General features: G+C 33.9%; 26 protein-coding genes and 1 pseudogene. 16 read left to right on the top strand and 11 right to left on the bottom strand.

From position 1 onward, the window contains the following. Positions 1–219: 219 nt before the first annotated feature. Both PSR14_RS09590 and PSR14_RS09595 read right to left on the bottom strand, forming a co-directional pair. A pseudogene (locus tag PSR14_RS09590) lies at positions 220–1673 on the bottom strand (serine hydrolase domain-containing protein). A gap of 268 nt (positions 1674–1941) precedes the next feature. Further along, positions 1942–2388, bottom strand: coding sequence for a YfmQ family protein (locus PSR14_RS09595; protein ID WP_000214587.1), 447 nt, complete (start codon positions 2386–2388; stop codon positions 1942–1944). Positions 2389–2429: 41 nt separating this feature from the next. Here PSR14_RS09595 and PSR14_RS09600 point away from each other — a divergent pair, with 41 nt between their 5' ends. From PSR14_RS09600 to PSR14_RS09630, 7 genes are all read left to right on the top strand, one after another. Further along, positions 2430–2546, top strand: coding sequence for a hypothetical protein (locus PSR14_RS09600; protein ID WP_002052063.1), 117 nt, complete (start codon positions 2430–2432; stop codon positions 2544–2546). A 65-nt stretch (positions 2547–2611) separates the two neighbouring features. Beyond that, positions 2612–2773, top strand: a complete 162-nt coding sequence (locus PSR14_RS09605; RefSeq protein ID WP_000109006.1) for a hypothetical protein — start codon at positions 2612–2614, stop codon at positions 2771–2773. A gap of 159 nt (positions 2774–2932) precedes the next feature. Continuing rightward, the gene (locus PSR14_RS09610; protein WP_000098971.1) at positions 2933–3568 is read left to right on the top strand and encodes a cupin domain-containing protein; all 636 of its coding nucleotides are present in this window, start codon (positions 2933–2935) and stop codon (positions 3566–3568) included. 98 nt (positions 3569–3666) lie between these two features. Continuing rightward, positions 3667–4758, top strand: a complete 1092-nt coding sequence (locus tag PSR14_RS09615) for a serine hydrolase (RefSeq protein WP_048557477.1) — start codon at positions 3667–3669, stop codon at positions 4756–4758. Between the two features lie 50 nt (positions 4759–4808). After that, the gene (locus PSR14_RS09620; RefSeq protein ID WP_001239358.1) at positions 4809–5450 is read left to right on the top strand and encodes a DUF3885 domain-containing protein; all 642 of its coding nucleotides are present in this window, start codon (positions 4809–4811) and stop codon (positions 5448–5450) included. Between the two features lie 158 nt (positions 5451–5608). After that, positions 5609–6181, top strand: coding sequence for a histidine phosphatase family protein (locus PSR14_RS09625; protein WP_098487007.1), 573 nt, complete (start codon positions 5609–5611; stop codon positions 6179–6181). Positions 6182–6270: 89 nt separating this feature from the next. Then, positions 6271–6642, top strand: coding sequence for a hypothetical protein (locus PSR14_RS09630; RefSeq protein ID WP_000461770.1), 372 nt, complete (start codon positions 6271–6273; stop codon positions 6640–6642). 18 nt (positions 6643–6660) lie between these two features. On the opposite strand, the gene PSR14_RS09635 is transcribed toward PSR14_RS09630, so the two are convergent. From PSR14_RS09635 to PSR14_RS09645, 3 genes are read right to left on the bottom strand one after another with little or no spacing between them, the layout of a single operon-like run. Further along, the gene (locus PSR14_RS09635) at positions 6661–7497 is read right to left on the bottom strand and encodes an alpha/beta fold hydrolase (RefSeq protein WP_249265469.1); all 837 of its coding nucleotides are present in this window, start codon (positions 7495–7497) and stop codon (positions 6661–6663) included. A gap of 60 nt (positions 7498–7557) precedes the next feature. Further along, positions 7558–7887 carry a DUF3147 family protein gene (locus PSR14_RS09640; RefSeq protein ID WP_000545633.1) on the bottom strand — a complete coding sequence of 110 codons (330 nt, stop codon included), beginning with the start codon at positions 7885–7887 and terminating at the stop codon, positions 7558–7560. Then, positions 7871–8281 (bottom strand): MarR family winged helix-turn-helix transcriptional regulator, encoded by a 411-nt coding sequence (locus PSR14_RS09645; RefSeq protein ID WP_000651919.1) that lies wholly within the window; start codon positions 8279–8281, stop codon positions 7871–7873. Before PSR14_RS09645 ends, PSR14_RS09640 begins: the two co-directional genes overlap by 17 nt. Positions 8282–8405: 124 nt before the next feature. On the opposite strand from PSR14_RS09645, the gene PSR14_RS09650 reads away from it, so the two are divergent. Then, positions 8406–9233, top strand: a complete 828-nt coding sequence (locus PSR14_RS09650) for a protein phosphatase 2C domain-containing protein (protein WP_002163702.1) — start codon at positions 8406–8408, stop codon at positions 9231–9233. A 41-nt stretch (positions 9234–9274) separates the two neighbouring features. Here the strand turns inward: PSR14_RS09650 and asnB are convergent, their stop codons facing one another. Then, a complete protein-coding gene (gene asnB, locus PSR14_RS09655) occupies positions 9275–11098 on the bottom strand; it encodes an asparagine synthase (glutamine-hydrolyzing) (RefSeq protein ID WP_073541820.1) in 1824 nt (607 codons plus the stop codon). A 264-nt stretch (positions 11099–11362) separates the two neighbouring features. Here asnB and PSR14_RS09660 point away from each other — a divergent pair, with 264 nt between their 5' ends. Continuing rightward, positions 11363–11929: a sigma-70 family RNA polymerase sigma factor gene (locus PSR14_RS09660; protein ID WP_048557479.1), complete on the top strand. Its 567-nt coding sequence runs from the start codon at positions 11363–11365 to the stop codon at positions 11927–11929. Beyond that, the gene (locus PSR14_RS09665) at positions 11926–13026 is read left to right on the top strand and encodes a DUF4179 domain-containing protein (protein ID WP_086405052.1); all 1101 of its coding nucleotides are present in this window, start codon (positions 11926–11928) and stop codon (positions 13024–13026) included. Before PSR14_RS09660 ends, PSR14_RS09665 begins: the two co-directional genes overlap by 4 nt. 39 nt (positions 13027–13065) lie before the next feature. On the opposite strand, the gene PSR14_RS09670 is transcribed toward PSR14_RS09665, so the two are convergent. Beyond that, entirely contained in the window at positions 13066–14139 is a 1074-nt protein-coding gene (locus PSR14_RS09670; RefSeq protein WP_098487006.1) for a glycosyl hydrolase, read from the bottom strand. Positions 14140–14328: 189 nt separating this feature from the next. Between PSR14_RS09670 and PSR14_RS09675 the strand changes: the two genes are divergently transcribed. After that, positions 14329–15228, top strand: a complete 900-nt coding sequence (locus tag PSR14_RS09675; protein ID WP_048557482.1) for a cation diffusion facilitator family transporter — start codon at positions 14329–14331, stop codon at positions 15226–15228. 194 nt (positions 15229–15422) lie between these two features. After that, the gene (gene fbpA / locus PSR14_RS09680) at positions 15423–15593 is read left to right on the top strand and encodes a Fur-regulated basic protein FbpA (RefSeq protein WP_000098302.1); all 171 of its coding nucleotides are present in this window, start codon (positions 15423–15425) and stop codon (positions 15591–15593) included. 56 nt (positions 15594–15649) lie between these two features. Here the strand turns inward: fbpA and PSR14_RS09685 are convergent, their stop codons facing one another. Continuing rightward, positions 15650–16321, bottom strand: coding sequence for a GntR family transcriptional regulator (locus PSR14_RS09685; RefSeq protein ID WP_002163700.1), 672 nt, complete (start codon positions 16319–16321; stop codon positions 15650–15652). A 16-nt stretch (positions 16322–16337) separates the two neighbouring features. Next, the gene (locus tag PSR14_RS09690; RefSeq protein ID WP_048557544.1) at positions 16338–17303 is read right to left on the bottom strand and encodes a DMT family transporter; all 966 of its coding nucleotides are present in this window, start codon (positions 17301–17303) and stop codon (positions 16338–16340) included. A 253-nt stretch (positions 17304–17556) separates the two neighbouring features. Here PSR14_RS09690 and PSR14_RS09695 point away from each other — a divergent pair, with 253 nt between their 5' ends. The 3 genes from PSR14_RS09695 (at position 17557) to fumC (ending at position 21594) form a co-directional block, all read left to right on the top strand. Further along, on the top strand, positions 17557–18216 hold the full coding sequence (locus PSR14_RS09695; RefSeq protein ID WP_001104680.1) for a class I SAM-dependent methyltransferase: 660 nt from the start codon (positions 17557–17559) through the stop codon (positions 18214–18216). A 332-nt stretch (positions 18217–18548) separates the two neighbouring features. Continuing rightward, positions 18549–19952: a Na+/H+ antiporter NhaC gene (gene nhaC / locus PSR14_RS09700; protein ID WP_000843974.1), complete on the top strand. Its 1404-nt coding sequence runs from the start codon at positions 18549–18551 to the stop codon at positions 19950–19952. A 253-nt stretch (positions 19953–20205) separates the two neighbouring features. Continuing rightward, a complete protein-coding gene (gene fumC / locus PSR14_RS09705; RefSeq protein WP_000456628.1) occupies positions 20206–21594 on the top strand; it encodes a class II fumarate hydratase in 1389 nt (462 codons plus the stop codon). Between the two features lie 64 nt (positions 21595–21658). On the opposite strand, the gene PSR14_RS09710 is transcribed toward fumC, so the two are convergent. Together PSR14_RS09710 and PSR14_RS09715 are read right to left on the bottom strand one after the other, a co-directional pair. Further along, on the bottom strand, positions 21659–22081 hold the full coding sequence (locus tag PSR14_RS09710) for a PH domain-containing protein (protein ID WP_000669080.1): 423 nt from the start codon (positions 22079–22081) through the stop codon (positions 21659–21661). Positions 22082–22311: 230 nt separating this feature from the next. Beyond that, positions 22312–22545, bottom strand: coding sequence for a hypothetical protein (locus PSR14_RS09715; RefSeq protein WP_002193851.1), 234 nt, complete (start codon positions 22543–22545; stop codon positions 22312–22314). A gap of 225 nt (positions 22546–22770) precedes the next feature. Here PSR14_RS09715 and PSR14_RS09720 point away from each other — a divergent pair, with 225 nt between their 5' ends. Beyond that, positions 22771–23535 carry a DUF2087 domain-containing protein gene (locus PSR14_RS09720; RefSeq protein WP_001280289.1) on the top strand — a complete coding sequence of 255 codons (765 nt, stop codon included), beginning with the start codon at positions 22771–22773 and terminating at the stop codon, positions 23533–23535. Positions 23536–23564 lie beyond the last annotated feature (29 nt).

Here is a 23564-nt window from a genome sequence, read left to right on the forward strand (position 1 = left end):
CATGTACAGAGATAATAAAGTTGTTTAATTTACAATAAAGTCATTTAAAAAATAATATAGTTGTTTAAAAATCCTTCTTCTACTAACGAGGCAGGTTAGTGGAAGAAATAGCAAGTGGGTTTAACTAGGAGAAGTGTCGATGACATTAAAGAAGACACCGAGGTGTCTTCTGTTTTTTAAATTAAAAATATCGATAAATTAGGATTTGTTTACTTAACATTATACTTCTTTTTGGACCGAGGCATCTAATCGCTGAGTATATACAAACCAAGTAATGCTTGTTGTTAATAATGTTGACGAAATTAAAGCTGTAAGAACACTATATGTTTGCCAAATAAGTATCGTTGACCAATCGAAGGCAAAAAACATTATACACTGGGCAATCGTAGCGATTAGGAAAATAATTGTTACGATTGTTCTCTTTTTTGTCATCGGCTGCTGCTCATTCGTTTTCCTTTTTCTTAATCCTAAGAAAAATAACAGAACGGCTAATAGGCAAAGAATAATTGTGGTAGACGACAAAATGATGTCCAAAAGCTGTGTGCCGCTTATCTCATATGACTGAGTTAGATTGCCGTTTAATATATTTTTAACTTTTAGTACCAGGTTTATATTGGTATTTGCGCCGTTGCTCAGTAAGCAGATGGCTGTTCTTTCATTTGTCAGTATGGCTACTTTGGTACTAAAATTTGGATTACCCCCATTGTGTTCTATAAAAGTTTGTTCGGCGTTTACCGACCAACCTGCCGCATAATACATATCATTGACAGCCGAAACAGACATATCACCCCTATGTGATTTTTCGATGGCCCTGTGAAATATTTCGGGTATGTCCTGCACGATACCCATCTGTATGCCCATCCAACGCGCCATATCTTTTGTATTAGAAATGATATAGCCGGCAGGTTTATTCCCAGCATAATCCGGAGCGTTAAATGGAGTTGTTATAAAAAAGAAGAACGGTAGCCCTGTGCTAACTGTCCAGTGGCTTGAGCATCTTCTTTATAAACATACGTCTGGTGAAGACCTAAGGGTAGAAATACCTGTTCCTTCATAAAGTCTTCATAGCTTTGTCGTGATACAATCTCAATAACCAAACCCAATACATCATAATTAACGGTTCCATAGTTATATTGTTCACCGGGAGAGAACGCCAATTCTGCATCTACCAGCGTTTCCACAGTCTTTTGCAACATATCAGGCGTATTACCTTGTGGAATATTTTGAGTATGTCTAATATTTGTTAGGCCGCTGGTATGGTGAAGAAAATTATTTAGTGTAAGGTTTTGCATATCAACAGGTTTACCTTGATACTTTAACGTAAACCAAGGTAAATATTTTTGGATAGGATCAGTCATTGATAGCAGCCCTTGCTCTTCCAATAGCAAAATCCCCATACCAGTAAAAGCTTTACTCACCGAGGCCAACTCATAGAGTGTATTTTCACTTGCAGACAATCCCTTTTCAAGATCTGCATACCCAGAAGAAAAGTAGAACACTTCACCATCAGCAAGTATTGAGATTGACATTCCAGGCACACCTGATGTACGACGGGCATCATCTAGCAATGCTTGTATTGCCTCAGATTTCGAATCTGACAACGCATAACTTTGTGATGCGAATCCTGGGAATAATATAAATATCGTTAATACAAAAACAATAGTCTTTTTCATACACTCTCCTTTTTGAAGAATTATAAGGATATAAATAACTTATTTTTATAACTATAAACTAAATTCTAATTCATCTTTCTATTTACCTATATAATATGAAATAATTGTGAAGAGTTACACTTAAACTAACGGGGGCGTTAGTTCAATAAGAAGTAAACAACTTTATTATTCGTTTTTTAAGCATTACATAAGCAGATGGATATAATTTGAAACAACTTTAAAGAGGCTTGCTGCATATAGAATGTAGTAAGCCTCTTATCTTTTTTAGTCAAAATTCAATAACTTTATTATCACTATACAAATCAGCTGACACGAACATATCACTATTTTGAAGATTTTTAGAGCGTAAACTATAAGCAACTACCTTCTTTTTATATTGTTTTACAACATCAACATGCTCTTCATGACTGTAAATATAAAATGTGAAATCTTTTTTACCACGTTTTGCATGGATAATTAAAGGAGTGCCTTCATTATGGGGTGGTGCATAATAGCGATCTAAAAATAAACCTTCGTTAAAATCATGAATAATTTTTGATTTCTGTTCGCCTTCTACGTTATTTCCGTGAATTGTAATAGTCACATTCTCTTCTTCAAGTTTTGGATGTGTTTCGTACTTGCTAATAATGGATTCAATAACAGTGTTAGGAAGGCTAGAAACGATAATTTTAAATGCTCCAAATACAACTAACATTACAATAAACCAAGTCGTCATAGTATATCATCCCCTTTATTCTATTTAATAATATAACTCATATGGTAATAGTACATAAGGTGAAGTTTTGTATAATTTGTGAAAAATATGCCATTTTTATGAACGAAATATTAGAAAAATCAATTTTGTTACAAAAAGTTGAAATCGAAGTATTTTAAAAGAAAAAGGTTTATAATAAAAATATAACTAATAACCACATTACTAATTATAAGGAAGTGTAACTATGAGTACTGTAACAATCGTGTATGGTATTATTCTTTCCACAATTATCGTTTTATTTTTCGTTGGGGTTTCACGTTACATTCACAAATGGAAAGAAGGCGTTGCGAAATTAAATCACATTGAAGAAGAACTTAGTGATTTAATGTTACATCATGGTAAGTAAAAGGTTTATTTTTAGCTAAATAATGTGAAGGATATCACAAAACATGTTCTCATTATGAGGCATGTTTTTTTGTTATGTGAATGATAGGCACATTCATACATTTTTTCCATACGATACAGTGTGAAAGCCGAAATGTTCGGAGTGGAAAAGAGGGATAAAATGAGTAGTTCAGGTTATGTTCCAGATAATAAAAATTTAAAGAAAAGTTCAGGAACTCCAAATCTTTTCTTTGATTCACGAAAAAATATCTTTTTTAAGAGGAATGAGAAAAACGTTGCATATGAAGTTACGTCAACGCAGTTACCAGCAATGATAGGTGGTGCGTTTGTTGATTTATTTATGACAAAAGGGCATATGCGGGAACCACATTGGCATCCGAATGCGTGGGAATTGGATGTTGTAGTATCAGGAGAAGCAGTTACATCCATCTTAAATCCCGAAACGAATCAATTGCAAAATTATCATGTGAAAGCGGGGCAAACTGTCTTTATTCCAATGGGATGGTGGCATTGGATCACAGCGGTAACAGAAGAAGTGCAATTACATTTGTTCTTTAATAACGATCAGTTTGAAACAGCAGAAGGATCAGACATACTTAGATTAACACCGCCAGAAGTATTTCAAGCTGCATATGGTGTAAGTGCAGAAAAATTAGAGAAGGACCTTTCGCCAATTAAGGAATCAGTTGTAATTAGTCCTACTAACTCAAATCGAATAAATAGTGTGAAAAAAAGTGACGAATCAAATATAGTCGTTACGTTAAATGGACAAATAACATCATGTGAAATAGAGTAACTCTTTCTTTTTAGGAAGATTTACTCTATTTGTATAATTTTGTAATTTAATTCGTTATAATTATGAGATAGAAGGGAATGTATTAGAGGGGGTATATTGTGAACATATTAAAGGTTATAGGAATAATTGTAGGAGTCATTATAGTAGCTGTTATAGCTTTCTTCGTTATTATGAATTACTATTTGTCAAAAGAAGATCCTGATTACGTATTAAAGTACATAAAAGAACATAAAGAAGATGAAACATGTTCATTACTTATTAAAAGAAATGGAGAAGTATTAACTTCTATAAATGAAAATAAAAAATTGCCATTAGCGAGTATGGCAAAAATCGTAATAGCAGTTGAATTTGCTAAGCAAGTGTCAGAAGGAAAAATAAGTCGTGATGAACAAATTTCATTGCACGAGCTAGAAAAATATTACGTTAAAGATACTGATGGTGGAGCACATCCTGACTGGTTAGAAGATGCTAGAGAGAGAGAATTAGTGAAAAATGGACAGATTAATTTAGAAGAAGTAGCTAAAGGCATGATTCATTATAGTTCTAATGCAAATACAACATATTTGTTAGATAAGCTTGGAATAGAAAGAGTAAATGAGAGTATAAAAGAGTTAGAGCTTACTAGTCATGATAAGTTTACTTCTTATACGGCTGCACTATATATGAGAGGATACGTAGAAAAAGAACTTCATGTGCCAGAAAATCAGTCATTAAAAACGTTACGTAACATGTCAAAAGATGAATATAATAAACATGTGTTACAAATACAGGAATGGATGAAAGATGAAGAAGAATGGAAAAAACGGGATATTCCATTAAAGGTAGATATGGAATTTCAGCGAATTTGGTCAGATCGATTAGTGGGTGCAAACGCTAAAGATTATATGAGTATAATGGAAAAGATGAATAGTAGAAAGTATTTTCCAAAATCAATGCAAGAAGAAATCGAGAACATTTTCCAAGGAACAGTTAAAAATAGTAAGTTCGAATATGCTGGTCAAAAAGGTGGTTCTACCGCATTCGTATTGACAAAAAGCTTGTATACTACAGATAAGAAAGGGAATAAAGTAGAAGTTGTCATTATGTTTAACGATATAGAAGATCAAGTTGCATATCAAAAGCTGCGAAATAATATAGATTATTTTATTCGAGACATTATAACAAGTGAGGAATTTAGAATAAAATTATAATAGAATAATTTTATTATGTAAACAAGATGCTATTAAAGGTAGGTGTTGAGATGAGGTTGAGGGAGTATATGCTTGAAACGTTTCCAAATTTAGAACTTAGACCACCTCTATTTTATAATGGGGATATTGGTATTCGCTTTAAATTAGGTGTGAACTATGATTGCACTAATATTTATGAAAACTGTCCATATTTAGAAGGCGTTTATAATAGAGCCATTACTTTATTTCAGTCTTTACATTCCAAAACAGACGATATTTATATTGTAGTGGATGTAAATGATTTTGCAGACGGTGAAACTTTCAAACACAAATTGAATATCTTTTCTAAGTATGTAAAAGAGAAGTCTGATTTGTTTAAGTTACAGAAAAATACAATCCCTTATGTTTTTCCAGAAGATGATGAAGATGGATTGTATAAAACACATAGATTTACTTTGAAATGTAAAGTTTCAGACTTGAAATATATTCCTATGCTAAAAGCAATTTGTAATCAAGATATGGGAATCAAACCGCGTATTTTTCATATGGTGTATTTCATAAATGTTAACAAGAATACTATATTTCACATTTATGATGATAGAGGTTGTGATGTATTAGCTACCTCTCCTAATACAATTAGGGATATGTATCATACATATAATGATTGGATATTAGATTACGATCGAAATAAAATCGATAAAGTATTTAATTGAATGTAGTCTATTTTAAATGAGGGAAACACCATATGGGGTGTTTCCCTTTTATTAATATGAAAATCAACATTTAAAATTGACAGTACTTATTATAAAGGTAAAGGGATTTGATAATAATGTATTGAATTTGGGTAGAAACGGAAAAAGGAGATGAATAAATGACAACAATATATTTCGTTCGCCATGCCCATTCTACCTATACAAAAGAAGAACGGGAGCGACCTTTATCTGAAAAAGGACAATTGGATGCAGAGAATGTAACACACTTATTAAAAGATAGACATATTGATGTAGTGATTTCTAGCCCGTACAAAAGAGCAATTCAAACTGTACAAGGAATTGCGAATACATATGATGTATCGATACAAATAGAAGATTTACGAGAAAGGTTATTAAGTTCAGAGTCAGTAACAGATTTTAATGATGCAGTCCAAAAGGTGTGGGAAGATTGGGATTTTGCACACGAAGGCGGAGAATCGAATGATGTAGCGCAAAGGCGTGCTGTAATATGTATGCAAAATATATTAAAAAAATATAAAGATAAGAATATTGTAATAGGAACTCATGGGAATATTATGGTATTACTCATGAATTATTTTGATTCAAAATATGATTTTCGATTTTGGAAAACAATTCGTATGCCTGATATATTTAAGTTGAATTTTCATAATGAAGATTTAGTTTCTGCCGAAAGGATAGAGAATACGGGTCATCAGATAAATAATTTGTAAAAGTTTATCAAAAAAAGAGGAAAGAGAGATGTTATTGTAGAAGTATGACTTTGTAACATAAAAAATATATGTTAAAGGAGGCTGTTTACATGTTTGAGAAAGAGAAAGAAGGGCTTATTGAAGTTCACAACGTATATGAAATTGCACCAGCAGATGGAACAATTATAGGTATGGCAACGGAAGAAGAAATGGAAATTGCTGCTGAGCTAGAGCTGCAGTACTATGCCCATTCTCGTTTGTTAGAAACAAATATTCAGTTAGACGGTTCCTCCTACAAAGAGTTACTTCAGGAGTTCCAGGAGTACGAAAGAAAATCAATGAGCTTTTGGCGAGCAATACATAAGCGTTTAGCTGTGCCATGGGCATGGGTATTACGTATTGACGTTGCGAATGGTCCTATATATGTAAGTAATGGGAATGCGTATTACGAAGAAATCGATGATGAAGAAGATTATGAATAGATAAGTAAGGAAGCAACTTTAGTTGCTTCCTTTTTTTATTCGTACAGATTGAACAGCCTCAATAATAATATCTGGTCGATCATTTTCTATTCCGTGACCAGCATGTTCAGCAAGTATATATTGGCTGTTTATTGAGAGTTGTAATTGTTCATCAATCAGTTCTTGCCACATTGCTTCAAGTTGTGTCGCTTCCTCTTTTTGCATGCCGCCCTCAGTCAACTGAGTAATAGAATATTGAGGGTCTCTACCGATAACGATTAAAGGTACTTCTAATGTTTTATAGAGTTCTTTTATTGAGCGAGCACAATTTTTCCACGTAGATAGTTCAGAAGCTGTCGCTTTATATAATGTAGGAGAGGTAGAAAATTCAATGTACTGTCTTGATTGATTAGCGAGTATTGGCTTTAGTTCATTAGAAAGCATGTCTACATCCATTTTAGAGTATGTATTATATTTTTGAAGCCACATATCATCCGAATCAGTCTGATCAGAAATTGGTAAATGAAGTTCATCTAATCGGTGTAAGTTCATGGATGTAGAATCAACTAAAATAAGTGCTTGCAACTTATCTTCATGTAACATCGCAAAATGTTGTGCACATAAGCCTCCGTAGGAATGACCAATTAGAATGATAGGCTCGTGAATAGCTAATTTCTGTAGTAACATATGTAATTCTTTTGTCACTTGCCTTATAGTACGCGAATCATTTCCTAGTTCACTTTTTCCGTAACCAGGGCGATGGTAGGAAACGACTGTAAAGTGCTGTGAAAGCTTTTCGATAATAGGAAGCCAATCATAAAATGAGCAAGTCATTCCGGTTTGAATGACTACCGTTTGTTTACTACTTCCTTTTATATATACTTCTATAGTTTGCCCTAATACCTCTACAAGTTTATAAATAATAAACCCTCCTAACTAAGCTTGAAATAATTTTTGACAAGCAAAAACGATACACCAAACGCTTATACCAAACAGGACCGATGTACTAAGTGAAAAAGAGTTTTTTAGACCAATATAGACGATAAATAATAGTAGTGCGGATGCAGGAAATCCATATAATACGCCTATAGCAAATTGACTTAATTCTTGTTTGTTCCCGCCTTCGAAAGAAATCCAAAACAGGCTCAGTAAACTAACGAGAGGAAGGGCAGCGATAAACCCGCCAATCGTACTATAATGTTTAGCTACTTCAGTAATAACACCGATAATAAGTGCCGAAACGATTACTTTAACGAGGAAATGCATACTTTGCCTCCTTCGCTAATAATGAAAAAGCTTTTTCAATTAATTGTTGTTCTTCTTTCGATAACTGCGATTCTAATATTTTTATCTTTTCTTTATCTAGTAAAGTATGCTTTTCTAATACTTCAATGCCTTCTTTCGTTAAAGTAAGGTTCACAACTCTTTCATCTTGTTTGTTTCTTTCTTTCATGATATAGCCTTTTTGAATAAGGCGCTTTACGTGTTCAGAAGCTGTGTTATGAGAGAGAGTAAGCTCAGTAGCAACTTTTCCAATTGTTATTTCTTTCTCACGAGAAACGATTTGTAAAATACGAATAGCTTGGTGAGAAAGATTGTCTTCATATTCATATCGTAAGTGATAATAAATGTTCTCCCAATGCTGATTGATGTCTTTCATAATAATAAATCCTCCTGTTTTTATATCGTATATTAAGATATATTCGTTAGTGTAGAAATAAAATCCTTTTATTTGGATAAAAAATGTTGAAAAAGTTTATTTTTATTGAAATATAAGGTAATCTATGTGTAAAGGTATACATTTAGCAAGAGAGAGGATGATAGCTGTGAATACATTCAAATGGATGAGTCATGAACAGATGTATGTAGATGAAATACATGTTGAAAAATGTGGTCCTCTTTCAGTCGGCGTATATGGGGGAAATCAAGAGAGTGATGCATATGAACGAGGAGATGCGGTGCTTGCTTGGTGGGATCCTGAATTACAATTTGAATTTGTTATGATTTTTGATACACATCACAAAACAAAAAATATAGATTATATAGTAGAAGCAATTTCGGAAAGAAAAGAGAAACTAAAAGAGTTATTTTCCTACCCGATACATTTAGCTTTTCATCATACACATATGTATTTGTTAGCTTTATTTACAGATGAGCTGTTTATTGAAAAATGTGATCAAGATGATGAGGAACTCGCATGTTTAATATGTTTGCGAAAAGGCGAATTTTTATATTGGTTATCAGTTGGTAATTGTTTCGCATATTTATTCCATTCTGAGAAAACGAAGAATGGGAAAGGGCGATTAAATAAACGGAAGAATTACGAATATATCGGTAGGAAAAATATTTTTGCAGCAAATACACCTTGCTTTACGTCAGGTGTAAGAGGATTAGAAAAAGGAATGAATCACATCGTAATGGCAACGGACGGTATTTTAGAGTGTGATAAACGAAGGTTTGATGATGACCAATCTTTAATAGAAATATTACACGACGGAAGTTGCTTACAGATTGAGCCAGTATTAACAAATGTACTGCAGTGGAAAGGTAGAGATTGTGCCACAATTATTGGATGGTCCATTGACACTGAAAATAAACGATGTGCTAATTAATATAAAAGGAGTTCAAGGTTTTTATCCTTGAACTCCTTTTTTTAAGCAATATGGATGTGATACGTTTTTAACCATTCATTTACTTGTAGCATGTATTCCATAGCACTTCTTGCTTCGAAATTGTTAATTTCTTTATTACTCTGATCGGCAATAGCAAGTAATGTGGAATGATTAATAAGTGAGAAAATAGGATTGTTTTTATTACTGCACATGTCGAGTGATAAATGACGAATTTTTTGTAAATAATGTGGGTCTTGTGAAGTTGGATACGCACTTTTTCTTCTATTGCGTACATCGTCAGGTAAAACAGGTTTCAGTGCTCTACGTAAAATACCTTTTTCAATATTATCAATGCTTTTTATGTTGAAAGGAACGTTCCATAAATATTCAACTAATCGATAATCGCAAAACGGTACACGAACTTCAAATCCTACAGCCATACTCATACGGTCTTTACGGTCAAGTAAGAACGGAAGAAATCTCGTTAAAAATAAATAAAACATTTGACGTTGTTTCGCGGATTTTTTACTTTCACCTTCAAGAGTAGGTACTTCAAGTATCGCTTCTTGGAATCGTGTATCAATATAGTTTTCTAGATTACATTGGTTACTTATTTCATGTAGTAGAAGAGGAGATGTATTTTTCCAATTTGTTAGCCAAGGAAATTTATCTACATATAGTAATTCTTCTTGATGAAACCAAGGATATCCACCGAATACTTCATCAGCAGATTCTCCCGATAAAGCTACGGTCGCATCTTTTTTCATTTCGCAAAATAGTAAATATAGTGAAGTTTCCATTTCGCCAGCACTCGGTAAATCTTTTGCACGGAGGGGAACGAATAAGTGATTAGCTAATTCTTCAGCATTCACAATAATATCATGATGAGATGTCCCTACATGTTCAGAAACGCGTTTTACCCAAGGAGCGTCTAAACCAGTGCGAGCAAATGTCAGCTCGAAATCTTTTGCGCTATTTACAAAGTCAACGGAATACGTATGAAGTGTTTTATTTTCAGCAGCAAATTCTTTTCCTGCTAGTGCAGTAATACCGCTAGAATCTAATCCTCCTGATAACATGCAAACGAGAGGAACATCGGCAATTAATTGTCTTTTTACTGTATCTTGTAAAATAGATAAAATATGTGATGATGTATCTTCTATAGAATCTGTATGGACCTTACTTTCTAAATTCCAATACTTCGTAACTACTTTTTTATCACGTGTAAACGTTATAGAATGTCCAGCACGCACTTCTTGAATATGTTTAAAGACGCCACATCCTGGAGTTCGAAATAACCCTAATCCAAATATTTCATTTATGCCATCCGTATCAATTTCAGCAGGGACAGATGGATGAGCTAATAATGCTTTAATTTCAGATCCGAAAATAATACTGTCATTTCTTTCTGTATAAAAGAGTGGTTTTACGCCTAAATGATCACGTGCTAAAAACAGTTGTTGCTTCTGATCATCCCATAAGGCGAAAGCGAAAATGCCGTTTAAATGTTGTACGCAGTCTTCTTTCCATTCTAAATAAGCATGTAGTAACACTTCTGTATCTGAATGCGTTTCAAATGTATGACCACATTTCCTAAGTTGTTCTCTCAGCTCACGGAAATTATAAATTTCTCCATTATACGTAAGAGCATACGTATAATCACCAGTACGAAATGTCTTCGGTTGCGTTCCGCCTTCTGGATCAATTACGATTAACCGACGGTGTGCAAAGGCCGCACGAGGTGAAAACCAAAACCCTTCAGCATCCGGACCGCGATGCTGAATACGATTTGCCATCTTTTTTAAAATAACATGTTGATTTGAAAGGTCTTCTTTCCAATCTACCCAACCTGTAATTCCACACATACACATCTCATCTCCTAATTTTAAATAGTAGATTAACGAAATAAAATGTACACTAAGTTAAAGAATGACTATATAAATAGTGTACTACATGAATCAAATTGCAGACTTGAGAAAATTTTCTTTGAACGCATAGTTACGTGAGACAATGGCTAAGGGAAAGTATTCCATTACATATAAAAAATAATAAAAATATGAGAGAAAATATTTTTTTAGACGTTATATAGGGTGTAAAAGCTTTTACAAAAAAATAAGGGGAATTGCTACATGAAATCAAATGAGAAAAATTATATAAAAAGATTACAGCGACAAAAAGAAGATGCGCTAGAATTTGTTGTCGATACATACTTACCGCTCATAAAAGGAATAACCCACAAATTTCTTCTTCCGGTTCAAAATGATGGACTCATAGAGGAATGTGTAAACGATATATTTCTTTCCATATGGAATAACGCAAATAAATTTCATGGAGAACCAAATGATTTTAAAAAATGGATTGCGGCAATTGCGAAATTTAAGGCGATTGATTATTACCGGAAGGCAACTAAAAAAGTAGAGATTATTTCGGATGAGTTTCATATTAGTACGGAAAAGTCAGCAGAAGATGAATTAATCGTTATGGAAGATAGGGAAGAGTTATTGAAGCTTATTAATCAATTAGAACCGTTAGATCAAAAGGTGTTCATTATGAAATATCTTCTTGGTATGAAGACAGAAGAAATAGGAGACAAGTTAGGGTTAACTCGGGCAGCGATAGATAATCGTGTGTATCGTGGAAAAAAGAAACTACAACAAAATGCTACGAAAATTAGTTTTGGAGGTAGTGTCATATGAAAGACATTTATGAACTATTAAATGATATTGATATAGATGAGAAAGAACTTGAGGAAATTGAGGCTTCTGAAATTGAAAAAGAAAAAGTAAAGCGCAATGTAAAACAATCGATGCGTACGAAGAAAAAGATGAAAAGTTGGAAAAAAGGCGTTGCTGCTGCATCTATTTTAGTCGGCGTATCGGTTGCCATGCTTGGCATCGGATTTCCGACATACGCTGGAGGATTACCAATAGTAGGTGACATATTCCGATTTTTAGATAATGGTAGAACAGGGTTATATGAAAATTATAAAGAGTTTTCGACTGAATTGAATATGACGAGGGAGAGTAATGGGGTTAAGGTTACCATTAATGATGTAATTTCTGATGGCAGAACATTATCTATAACGTATTCACTGGAAAGTGAGCAAGACTTAGGAGATGATCCTATCATATTAGGCGGATTGGATATAATGGACGCTCATGGTAGTTCAGGAAGTGGAAAAATGACTAAAGTTACTGAAAAAAAGTATGTAGGTATGGTAACAACGACGCACCATGATAGTAATCAAAAGGACAAAGTAAACTTTAGATGGAATATAGAGGGAATAGAGATGCCAGATAGGAAAAAATCAATACAAGGTAATTGGAATTTCGCGTTAACTGTAAAATCAGTGAATAGTAAAGAGAGAACAATTGGTGGGAGTTCGGAAAAAGAAGGTATAAAAGCAAATATGGAAAAGGTCGCAATATCGCCAGTTTCATTTATTCTTTATTACAATCAAGAGGTTTCTAAGGGCGCGAGGAAAGAATGGGATAGTGTAGATGTTGAATTGACGGTTAAGGATGATTTAGGGAATATTTATTCGGGTGAAGGAAATGGGGGAAGTGGCAACGATCCTTACAATATCCATTGGAGTTCCACATTCCAAAAGTTAAACGAAAATGCAACAAAGCTTATCGTTACACCTCGTGTACACTTGCGAGTGCATACATCTGAAAATCATGGTGGAGTAGAGTATGTGAATGGAATCGAGAAGAAGATTGAAGTACCAAAAAAAGAAGCGAAGAGCAAAGATATTGTTCTAGATGATATCGTAATTGATTTAAAGAAATAGAAGAGAGACCGCCTAAAACATTAGGCAGTCTTTTTTTCGTTAAGGAGTAGTAACAAGTAATGCATGCGGATGCTGCGTTTTATATTCCTCTTTCCAAGGAATATTTAGTTGTTCCCACGATTCGCCGCTATCATTGGATTGAAACACGCCATTGTTATTTAAAGTGTAAAATGTATGTGGTTCGGCTTCGTTTGTCGCAAACATCGAAATGACTGTACCGATTGCAGATGGTAGTCCTTGTTGTACTTGCTGGAACGGAGTATCTTTCGTTTTACGATAAATATAAGATTCATAAGGAATACGGTGATGAGCGAGATCTGCACTCGGTGCGGCAGAAACGAGAATTGTATTACAATCAGCTGGATCGATAGCCATGCTATATAAATAATGATGTTCAAGTCCATCACTACATGAAATCCAGCTGTTTCCACTGTTATAACTTTCAAGATATGCGCGATCAGGTCCGCCCATAAATCCGTCACCACATGATGCATAAAGGCGATTTGGGGCTTCAGGGTGCATAAGTAATTGATGAGCATCGATAGGAGCACCGAATTTTTTATCAATCCATGTATGCCCTTTATCGTTACTTTGAATAACGGCACCAGCTTCGATTGAAACGTAGATTGTATTTGGATTGTTTGGATCAACCGTAATCCAACGTATGTGATGAGTAAAAGGTCTAGGAGGGAAAGCCCACGTATAAGAAGATAATAATGATTTCATATTTTTTAGTTCCGTCCACGTTTCCCCACCATTTTCTGAACGGAATAAAGCGCTCGGTTCTGTGCCGACATAAACGACGCCATATCCGTTAACTTGTTCATTCGGGCTTATCGTAATGGAAGTGATCGAAGAATGTAAAATACCATCTTCTTTTGGAAAATCAAAGTAACGATAAGAATCTCCGATTGGTCTCCATGAATCTCCGCTATCGTCACTTAACCAGAGACCTCGTCCAAAAGTGCCGCAATATACACGATTTTTTTGAAATGGATCAACAGCGATACAGGTAGGTTGCATATTTTGTAAGTGATACGCCGCTTCATAGTTACCATATCGTTCTTTCACTACAACAAGTTCACGTTCCATACAGAGAAATAAACGTTTCATTTTCGTAACCTCCTTAAAAATTCTTTCATTAGTAAACAATATGAAGCTGAAAAAGAAGTAGTCTTATTTTTTGTTGAGAAAAAGGACTTGTTTGAAATGTAGCGAAGTGTTTATACAGAGGAAGCGGGATAAAGATGGGGAGTTTGTTTCATACTAATGTACAGATATTATCCTTAAAGGAGCATTAGTATGGGGCATTCACATAATCATGGTAATTCTAATAATAAAAAAGCGTTATTACTTGCATTTTTACTAACAACAAGTTTTATGATTGCTGAAGTTATTGGGGGATTTGTAACAAATAGCTTAGCACTACTATCTGACGCGGGGCATATGCTAAGTGATGCAGTATCTTTAGCTTTAAGTTTACTTGCGTTTAAACTCGGAGAAAAAACAGCAACAACTGCGAAAACATATGGATATAAGCGAGTCGAAATGTTAGCGGCATTATGTAACGGTGTCGTCCTTATTGTCATTTCAATATACATTTTTATTGAAGCAATTCGCCGTTTTAAAGAGCCAGTTGAGATTGCTAGTAATGGAATGCTTATTATTGCTGTACTTGGTCTGCTTATTAATATTTTATCAGCTGGGATATTAATGAGAGGCGGAGATGTGAAGGGTAATTTAAATTTAAGAAGTGCTTTCTTACACGTATTAGGCGATTTATTAGGATCAGTCGGAGCGATTACTGCTGCGTTACTTATTAAATTTTTCGGATGGACTGCTGCAGATGCGATTGCTAGTATTCTTGTGTCTATTTTAGTCATTATTAGTGGATGGCGTGTAACACGTGATACGGTCCATATATTAATGGAAGGTGCACCGCAGAACATAAATGTTGAAGAGGTAAAAAGTACATTGTTAAATATTACGATTGTAAAAGAAGTTCATGATTTGCACATATGGTCTGTCACATCGGATTTTCAAGTATTAACTTGCCACTTGATTATTCAAGGAAATGAAACACAAAGTGTATTAAAAGGGGCTACGGAAGTATTAAAAGAGAAGTTTCATGTAGAACATGTCACCATTCAAGTAGAAATAGATGGTGAATTTCATCATAGTGAGACAACTTGCAAAGTATGAAAGAAAAAGGATAAGAAAAAGTGTCATAACATTTTTCGCGCAGCATACATATATATAATGTGGCCACAAATACTTTGTAAGGTAAATATTTCATGAAATTACTTTACTTATAAAGAGTCATCTTTTATAATCAAAAGTGGTAATTGATAAAGATTATCATTTTCAATAATCGTAGAAAGGAGTTTTTTTAAAAGATGAGTAGTCAACTCCGTTTTGCTGTTGAAAATCGTAAGAGGCATTTAATTGATGAGTTAATTGGAGCAGGTGTGTTTAAAATTCGCGATCGACAATTATACGAGCTGTCTTTAGAGGAATTGGAAAAAGAATACGAAGATATGGAAGATTATGCAAATATTCAGGCATAACTATATATATTAGTAAAAAAAGAGCTGGTTACGATTTTATGTAGCCAGCTCTCTTTCTATTTCGTAGAAATTATTTTTTGTATTTCTTTCATTGGACGGAGCCAGTTTTGAGTCATCATTTGTTCCATTTGTTTTTCATCCTGCTTCTGCAGTGCTTGAATGATAGCGTGATGTTCATCAATAGATTGACTTGCTGGAACAAAGTTTTGGAAAAATAAATATTCAAGGCGTAAGACGTGAAGTTGCATATTTTCTAGAAAGGGTTCAATATATTGATTTTTAGCAATAGAAGAAATTGCATTGTGAAATTGTATATCTAATTCTAAAGCTTGTTTTGCGTTTTTTTTCTCTATAGAGTACTGAAAGTCATCATTTATTTCAGAAAGTAGCTTCAGATCAGCGTCTGTAATGTTTTGAAGTGCTTGCTTACCTATAATAGAGTGAAGACCAGCCATCGTTTCATAAATAGTAGGTATGTCGTCTAACTGAATAGGAGCAATTTTTGTTTTTTGCCCAGGTACCATTTCCACTAATCCAGAAAGCTCTAATATTTGAAGTGCTTCTCTTACAGGTGTTCTACTTACTCCTAGTGCTTCAGCCAGTTCCCCATCATTAATTTTTTCATCGGGCTTCAGTACACCTTCAATAATCCAATCTTGTAGTTGATTTAAAACGAGTGATTTTGCTGAAACTCTTCCTAGTTTTTTATTATTTTGAGGGATAGGCATAGTGAATTCAATCCTTTCATTGTATATTTTCCTTTTTCTGATGAACAAGCTTTAATTCAGGTTTCCCTTCATCCGGTTTTTGGCTTAAGATAAGCACCATTACAATGACACAAAAAGCCCCTAATAACTGAAAAGATTGAAACGGTACATGTAATATAAGTACAGAAGAAATAATAGCTGCGAGTGGTTCTGTACAACCGAATAATGTCGTTTCTTTCGGGGTTAAGTATCGTATGCTGTCTAAGTATAAATAAAAGGCAATAAGTGTTCCGAAAATGATGACAAATGTGATGAGCGGTAAGGTATTTAGTTTTACATATTTCATCGTTGACAATAAAATGAATTCTTTCGTAGTAATAAAGTGTACAATCGTTACACCCATACCCCCAATAATCATGCCCCATCCAACGATAACTGAGGAAGACCATCTATCTAGTAATTCTTTTGAATATAAACTATAAAAAGCAAGAGATAATCCAGATAAAATACCCCAAACGATAGCTGGTGTAGAAACAGCTAAGTTATGAACAGACCCGTTTGTTAGTAAGAGAAAAGTGCCTACTAATGAAAGGGCAATTGAAATAAAATCAATTTTTGATGGACGAACGTTCCATTTGAAAAGTAAGTATACAGTAATAAATATAGGAGCTAAATATTGCAATAATGTTGCAACGGCAGCATTTCCTTCTTTAATAGAAGCGAAGTACGTGTATTGTACAGCAAGCATACCGAATAGGCCAAACAATATCATTTTAGTAGCATCAGATCTTTGTTTCCATATGCTGAATATTTCTTTTTTTCTCGTTCCGAATGATGAAATAATGAGTAAGATAACGCCCGATATAAGCAATCGAATTGTAACTAACCATTCAGTAGAAATATTGTCATATTGAAAAAGTTGTTGTGCAGCTGTTCCGGACAAGCCCCATAAACAAGCACCGATGACAACCATAATGATTCCTTTTAAACGATTTGGATCCATCATGTATAGAGTCCTCCTTTCAGGAAATATATTATATACAATATGCAATATATCACGAAATGAATAAAAAATAAACTGAAATTTCTGTGTTGTATGGTGGAGATTTGAATAGTTCCAGTTATATTTACGATACAAGCGAGCAGGTTAAATAAAGTGAGAGAAAATTATAAAATTAAATCATAATCAAGCGGATAAAAAAATAAAGATAAGAGTAATTTGGTTTGTTAAAAATATGTGTAGAAGGAGATACGCGATGAACTGGGTTACTCATAAACCAACATTTGAATTTGATAATTTTAGTCCATTTATTCGTGCGAATACTGCGTGGCTTGGGCATTTGGAGTTCGCATACGATTTAGTAAGATTTGAAAAACCAGAAATATTAGTTGAGCTAGGTACACATTTAGGCGCTTCTTTTTTCAGTTTTTGTCAAGGGGTAAAGGATGGGGGATTAGCTACAAAATGTTATGCTGTAGATACTTGGACAGGAGACGGGCATACAGGTCCATATGGAGAAGGTGTTTTCCAAATTGTAGATAAAGTGGTGAAAATGAGCTATCCCAATATAGGTAATTTAATTAAATCTACTTTTGATGAGGCTGTTGATCAATTTCAAGATGGAACGATAAATTTGTTGCATATTGATGGCTATCATACGTATGAAGCAGTTTCTCATGATTATAAAACATGGTTACCGAAACTTGCGAATAACGGTATTGTGTTATTTCATGATATTGAGGTAAAAGATCGAAACTTCGGCGTGTATAAGTTTTGGGATGAAGTCACAGCAAAGCACCCTCATTTTCAGTTCCAGCATTCATATGGACTCGGCGTATTATTTCCGAAAGGTTGTAGCGATAAGTTTGTGGAAATACTTCAAAATAAAGAAGAAATACAAAATATGTATAAATAAAAGTGGAGCATGCATCATTTGAATGATGCGTGCTTTTTTGTGTGGGGAATAATGATATTCCTTTAAACGGTGAGGATAATAGTAAAAAGTTTTATGTTGGCAAATATTAAAAAAGTTACTCTTTGATTGTTAAATATAAAAAATGTAACATTTTTTATATTTTCCATTGCGAAAAGTAGCATCTACTTTTACAATAGAAAAGGTGTCCAATATATTATACTGGAAAAATAAATCGAAATAATATGAAAATTTTGTTTTGTCTTCGCTAATTGTATATTACATACATGTAAGACGACACACGTCATGTTATCGACTTGTAAGGAGAGAAAAAAATGAAAAGTGTAAGATTACCATCGATGCTAGAAATCATAGTTCTTTTATTATTATTTCTTGCTGTTGTCTTTTCCTTCCAAACGATTTTTGATCTCCCAATTCAATTAGCGCTATTTATTTCATGGTTTTTAGTAATTGCGCTTGGATTAAGATTAGGATTTCGTTATCAAGAATTGCAAGATGCAATTACGAAAGGGATTTCTAACGGATTAGAAGCAATACTCATTTTAGTTGCAGTAGGTGCTTTAATTGGAACATGGATTGCTGGTGGGATAGTACCAACATTAATTTATTATGGATTAGAATTTATTCACCCTAGTATATTCCTATTAGCAACATTAATTATTTGTTCGATCACTTCTATCGCAACAGGAACATCTTGGGGAACGGTAGGAACAGCAGGTATTGCTATGATGGCGATTGGTGAAGGTCTTGGGTTACCATTACCACTTGTTGCTGGTGCAGTTCTTTCAGGTGCTTATTTCGGGGATAAATTATCGCCACTTTCTGATAGTACAGTACTTGCAGCATCTATGGCAAAAGTAGATGTTATTGCACACGTACGAGCTATGCTTGTATTAGACGTTCCAGCGTATATTATTACTAGCATTATGTTTACTGTAGCTGGTTGGATGTATGGCGGAGATAACGTAGATTTAAATCGAGTAGAATTTTTAAAGGAATCATTATTAAAACACTTTGATATTAAAATATGGATGTTAGTTCCGGCGATTATTGTCATTGTCCTATTAGCAATGAAGAAGCCTTCTATGCCTACAATTGCAATGGGAGCTTTACTTGGCGCAATTTGGGCAACTGTTTTCCAAGGAATGCACTTTGGAGACGCAATTGGAACAGCATATAACGGATTCTCAATTCAATCAGGCGTTGAGTTTGTCGATAAGTTATTAAACCGTGGCGGAATTAACGGTATGCTCGGTTCAGTAGCCGTAATTATTTTCGGTTTAGGGTTTGGTGGATTACTTGAAAAATTAGGTGTTTTAAAAGTAATCGTATCAAAATTCGAAAAGAAATTAAATTCTGCTGGTAATGTAACATTATCTACATTAATCGTTGCATTTTTAGCGAACATATTTGGATGTGCGATGTACGTATCACTTATTTTAACACCGAAAATTATGCAAGAAAGTTATGATAAACTAAAAATCGACCGCCGCGTATTAGCGCGTAACTCAGAAGTAGGTGGAACATTAACTTCAGGTATGGTTCCATGGTCGGATAACGGTATTTTTATGGCTGGTATTTTAGGTGTTGCGACGATATCATACATTCCATTTATGTGGTTAAGCTTCGTATCGTTAATTTTAGCAGTTATTTACGGATATACAGGCAAGTTCATTTGGTATGTAGATGATGCTGAAAAAGGAAAAGAAGCGTCATAATAAAAAATCACCTTCTACGTGTTGTAGAAGGTGATTTTTTATTATGAAAACATACTTTTTCATATTGAATTCCTCCAGTATTGTTATAGTAGGTTACAAAGGAAAGAATACAACCTAAACTTAAGTTTAGGTCAAGAGGAGTTTTTAAAATAAATATAAAATATCTATTTATATGAGTGAGAATTCTTATCATTTAAAGGGAAGTCTGTTATTATAAGAAATGTAGGTATTATATTTTCAAGGGGATGAAAACATGGAGTACAGAATTGAAAGAGATACATTAGGAGAAATTAAAGTTCCAGCTGATAAATTATGGGCAGCACAAACACAACGTAGTAAAGAAAACTTCCCGATTGGAACAGAGCAAATGCCGCTTGAAATTGTAAAAGCATTTGCCATTTTAAAGAAGAGTGCAGCACTTACTAATAAAAAATTAGGAAAGCTATCAGAAGAAAAAGCAGAAGCAATTGTGACAGCAGCTGACGAAGTGATAGCAGGGAAATGGAATGAACATTTTCCACTTGTCGTATGGCAAACAGGTAGTGGTACTCAGTCAAACATGAATGTGAATGAAGTAATTGCAAACCGAGGGAATCAAATTTTGAAAGAGAAAGGATTTGACGTACATATTCATCCGAATGATGATGTGAACATGTCTCAAAGTTCAAATGATACTTTCCCAACTGCGCTTCATGTAGCATGTGTACTCGCAGTAGAAAATCACGTGTTACCAGCAATTACGAAATTAAAAGAAACGTTAGCAGAAAAAGTAAAAGCATTTGAACATATTATAAAAATTGGTCGTACACATTTACAAGATGCGACACCGTTAACATTAGGACAAGAAATTAGTGGATGGCACCGTATGCTTGAAAAAACAGAGCGTATGATTGCAGAGAGCAATACATATATGAAAGAGCTTGCGATTGGTGGTACTGCAGTTGGAACAGGTATAAACGCCCATCCTAAATTTGGTGAGATGGTATCTGAGGAAATTAGCCAATTTACAGGTAAGCAATTTATTTCTGCACCAAATAAATTCCATGCATTAACGAGTCATGATGAAGTTGTATATACGCATGGGGCATTAAAAGCATTAGCAGCGGATTTAATGAAAATTGCTAACGATGTGCGCTGGCTGGCAAGTGGTCCACGTAGTGGGCTAGGAGAAATTATTATTCCAGCAAATGAGCCAGGAAGCTCTATTATGCCAGGTAAAGTAAATCCAACGCAAAGTGAAGCGTTAACGATGGTTGTAGCACAAGTGATGGGAAATGACGCAACAATCGGATTTGCAGCGAGCCAAGGCAATTTTGAGTTAAATGTATTTAAACCTGTTATTGCATATAACTTCTTACAATCTGCTCACTTATTAGCAGATGCAATTGTTTCATTTAATGATAATTGTGCAGTTGGTATTGAAGCAGATGAAGAAGTCATTAAAGAGAATGTGAATCGTTCATTAATGCTTGTTACAGCATTAAATCCGCATATCGGATATGAAAATGCAGCGAAAATTGCGAAGCATGCTCATAAACAAGGGTTAACTTTAAAAGAAGCAGCATTGCAATCTGGATTACTAACAGAAGCACAATTTGATGAAATTGTCGATCCGAAAAAAATGATTGCTCCGAAAGAGTAATAAAAACGCCAAGATTCTTTGTTTAGAATCTTGGTTTTTTTATTACTGTAAATGCCAAAATATATTATTTGTTAGCAGACATATTCAATATTTTCATATGTGGGCAGTTTTCTTTTAAAAGTGCAATGAATTTTTCTTCTTCTTGTGGTACGAAAGTTGTCACAGAGTCGAATAAATTATAATGGATTTCTAATTGCTGTCTAGTCCATTTCTTTGAATGAAGTTTTTTACCAGAGTATTTAATGTGGCGAATATCTTCAAAGGGAATTTCAGTACGTAGTATGAAACCATGTTTTACGAAAAGAGATGATTCTGTTACGTTGTAGTGAGAGAAATAGAATGAAGAAAGATTCACGATATTTAGCAGCATCATGAGGGTGAAAAAAATAGAATTTTCATTTTGGAAAAATAGTGAAATGAAAAAAATCATGATAAATAATGTAATAAAAATGACGTGAAATGGATTTTTTTTCGCTTTAAATTTCAAGTTAGTCACCTCGGTATATGTGTACTTTAACTAAATTAAATCATAACATTGTAATAAAACGTGTGAATATGCATAATTGCATATTCACACGTTTTATTATTCATGTAAAATTTCTTGATGGGATACATTCAAAAGAAGTTTTGTAATAGTGGAGTGGCATGAAGTGACTTACAAGAATAGAAAGATAGTGTTAGTCATAATTAGTTGTATGATGATTATGGGGAGTTGTGCTAATACATTTGTTGAAGATAGAAACCGAAAGCATACATTTGTACAAGCAAGTAAGGTTTTAGTTGAGACTTTAAATAGAATATATAAAAAGTAAAAGGTGTTTTCTTATACGGAAACACCTTTTTTGTAGTTAAAATTGAATGTACTTTCTCCCAATCTCCATATTCACTAATTGCATATGTATTTTGAGCAATTTGTTTAACAGTAAACCAAGGGTCGTGCAGAATAGTCATGTTTTGTTTCACATCCTATCGTAATTTATTTATTAAATACATTCGCTTTTTATTGCTTCATGTCCTTTTTAAAGAATATTTTATAGACATTTTTTATAAAGGTTTGAAAAATAGGTAAACGAAACATTGAAATGTTTATTTCGTTTATGTTAAGATGATGAAGTGGTAATAAACGTTATTGGAATTTGTTTATTTTAAAACGGACATTTTAAAGGAGTGTTTAGTATGAGCGATATTTCAGAGAAGTTTTGGGATGCGTCGGTAGAGGAATTGAAAAAAGGGTATGTGTTTGATGAGGAAACGGAAGAGTATATTTGTTTAGCTTGTGGAGAAACGTTTATTAAGGGTGTTATTTATCAAGATAATCAAGTTTTGTATGAAGCAGAGAAGTTTGTACAATTGCATGTGCAAAACGAACATACATCTATGTTTGACTATTTATTAAACCTTGATAAGAAGTATACGGGTTTAACGGATTTGCAAAAGAAGATGGTTCAGTTTTTCCATATGGGGCTGAATGATAAAGAGATTGTGAAAGAGATGGATGGCGGAAGTACTTCAACCATCCGCAATCATCGGTTTACACTTCGAGAGAAAATGAAGCAAGCGAAAGTGTTTTTAGCGTTAATGGAACTGTCAGAAGAAAAATCAAAAGTACAAACGAAATTTGTACCCATTCATAGAACAGCAACGATGGTAGATGATCGTTACAATATTACAGAAGAAGAAAATGATGAAGTGTTAAAAACACATTTTACAGAGGGATTAGATGGACCGCTTTCTAAATTTCCAAAAAAGCAAAAGCGTAAATTAATTATATTACGTCATTTAGTGACGAAGTTTGATAGTCATAAAAAGTACACTGAAAAAGAAGTAAATGCTATTATAGAAAGCGTATATCCGGATTTTGTAACTTTGAGAAGATATTTAATCGAATACGGGTTTTTAGATAGAACAGCTGATGGAAGCCAATATTGGGTGAAGTTATAATATAGGGACAAGAAAATGAATAGAAGCAC

Source organism: Bacillus sp. A01H (genome assembly GCF_045277205.1).
GTDB lineage: Bacteria > Bacillota > Bacilli > Bacillales > Bacillaceae_G > Bacillus_A > Bacillus_A paranthracis.

Coding starts and splice junctions, on each gene's coding strand:
- PSR14_RS09595 (WP_000214587.1), bottom strand. CDS start 2,388: ATGACGACTTGGTTTATTGTAATGTTAGTTGTATTTGGAGCATTTAAA.
- PSR14_RS09600 (WP_002052063.1), top strand. CDS start 2,430: ATGGTAATAGTACATAAGGTGAAGTTTTGTATAATTTGTGAAAAATAT.
- PSR14_RS09605 (WP_000109006.1), top strand. CDS start 2,612: ATGAGTACTGTAACAATCGTGTATGGTATTATTCTTTCCACAATTATC.
- PSR14_RS09610 (WP_000098971.1), top strand. CDS start 2,933: ATGAGTAGTTCAGGTTATGTTCCAGATAATAAAAATTTAAAGAAAAGT.
- PSR14_RS09620 (WP_001239358.1), top strand. CDS start 4,809: ATGAGGTTGAGGGAGTATATGCTTGAAACGTTTCCAAATTTAGAACTT.
- PSR14_RS09625 (WP_098487007.1), top strand. CDS start 5,609: ATGACAACAATATATTTCGTTCGCCATGCCCATTCTACCTATACAAAA.
- PSR14_RS09630 (WP_000461770.1), top strand. CDS start 6,271: ATGTTTGAGAAAGAGAAAGAAGGGCTTATTGAAGTTCACAACGTATAT.
- PSR14_RS09640 (WP_000545633.1), bottom strand. CDS start 7,887: ATGCATTTCCTCGTTAAAGTAATCGTTTCGGCACTTATTATCGGTGTT.
- PSR14_RS09645 (WP_000651919.1), bottom strand. CDS start 8,281: ATGAAAGACATCAATCAGCATTGGGAGAACATTTATTATCACTTACGA.
- PSR14_RS09650 (WP_002163702.1), top strand. CDS start 8,406: ATGTGTAAAGGTATACATTTAGCAAGAGAGAGGATGATAGCTGTGAAT.
- asnB (WP_073541820.1), bottom strand. CDS start 11,098: ATGTGTGGAATTACAGGTTGGGTAGATTGGAAAGAAGACCTTTCAAAT.
- PSR14_RS09660 (WP_048557479.1), top strand. CDS start 11,363: ATGAAATCAAATGAGAAAAATTATATAAAAAGATTACAGCGACAAAAA.
- PSR14_RS09665 (WP_086405052.1), top strand. CDS start 11,926: ATGAAAGACATTTATGAACTATTAAATGATATTGATATAGATGAGAAA.
- PSR14_RS09670 (WP_098487006.1), bottom strand. CDS start 14,139: ATGAAACGTTTATTTCTCTGTATGGAACGTGAACTTGTTGTAGTGAAA.
- PSR14_RS09675 (WP_048557482.1), top strand. CDS start 14,329: ATGGGGCATTCACATAATCATGGTAATTCTAATAATAAAAAAGCGTTA.
- fbpA (WP_000098302.1), top strand. CDS start 15,423: ATGAGTAGTCAACTCCGTTTTGCTGTTGAAAATCGTAAGAGGCATTTA.
- PSR14_RS09685 (WP_002163700.1), bottom strand. CDS start 16,321: ATGCCTATCCCTCAAAATAATAAAAAACTAGGAAGAGTTTCAGCAAAA.
- PSR14_RS09690 (WP_048557544.1), bottom strand. CDS start 17,303: ATGGATCCAAATCGTTTAAAAGGAATCATTATGGTTGTCATCGGTGCT.
- PSR14_RS09695 (WP_001104680.1), top strand. CDS start 17,557: ATGAACTGGGTTACTCATAAACCAACATTTGAATTTGATAATTTTAGT.
- nhaC (WP_000843974.1), top strand. CDS start 18,549: ATGAAAAGTGTAAGATTACCATCGATGCTAGAAATCATAGTTCTTTTA.
- fumC (WP_000456628.1), top strand. CDS start 20,206: ATGGAGTACAGAATTGAAAGAGATACATTAGGAGAAATTAAAGTTCCA.
- PSR14_RS09715 (WP_002193851.1), bottom strand. CDS start 22,545: ATGACTATTCTGCACGACCCTTGGTTTACTGTTAAACAAATTGCTCAA.
- PSR14_RS09720 (WP_001280289.1), top strand. CDS start 22,771: ATGAGCGATATTTCAGAGAAGTTTTGGGATGCGTCGGTAGAGGAATTG.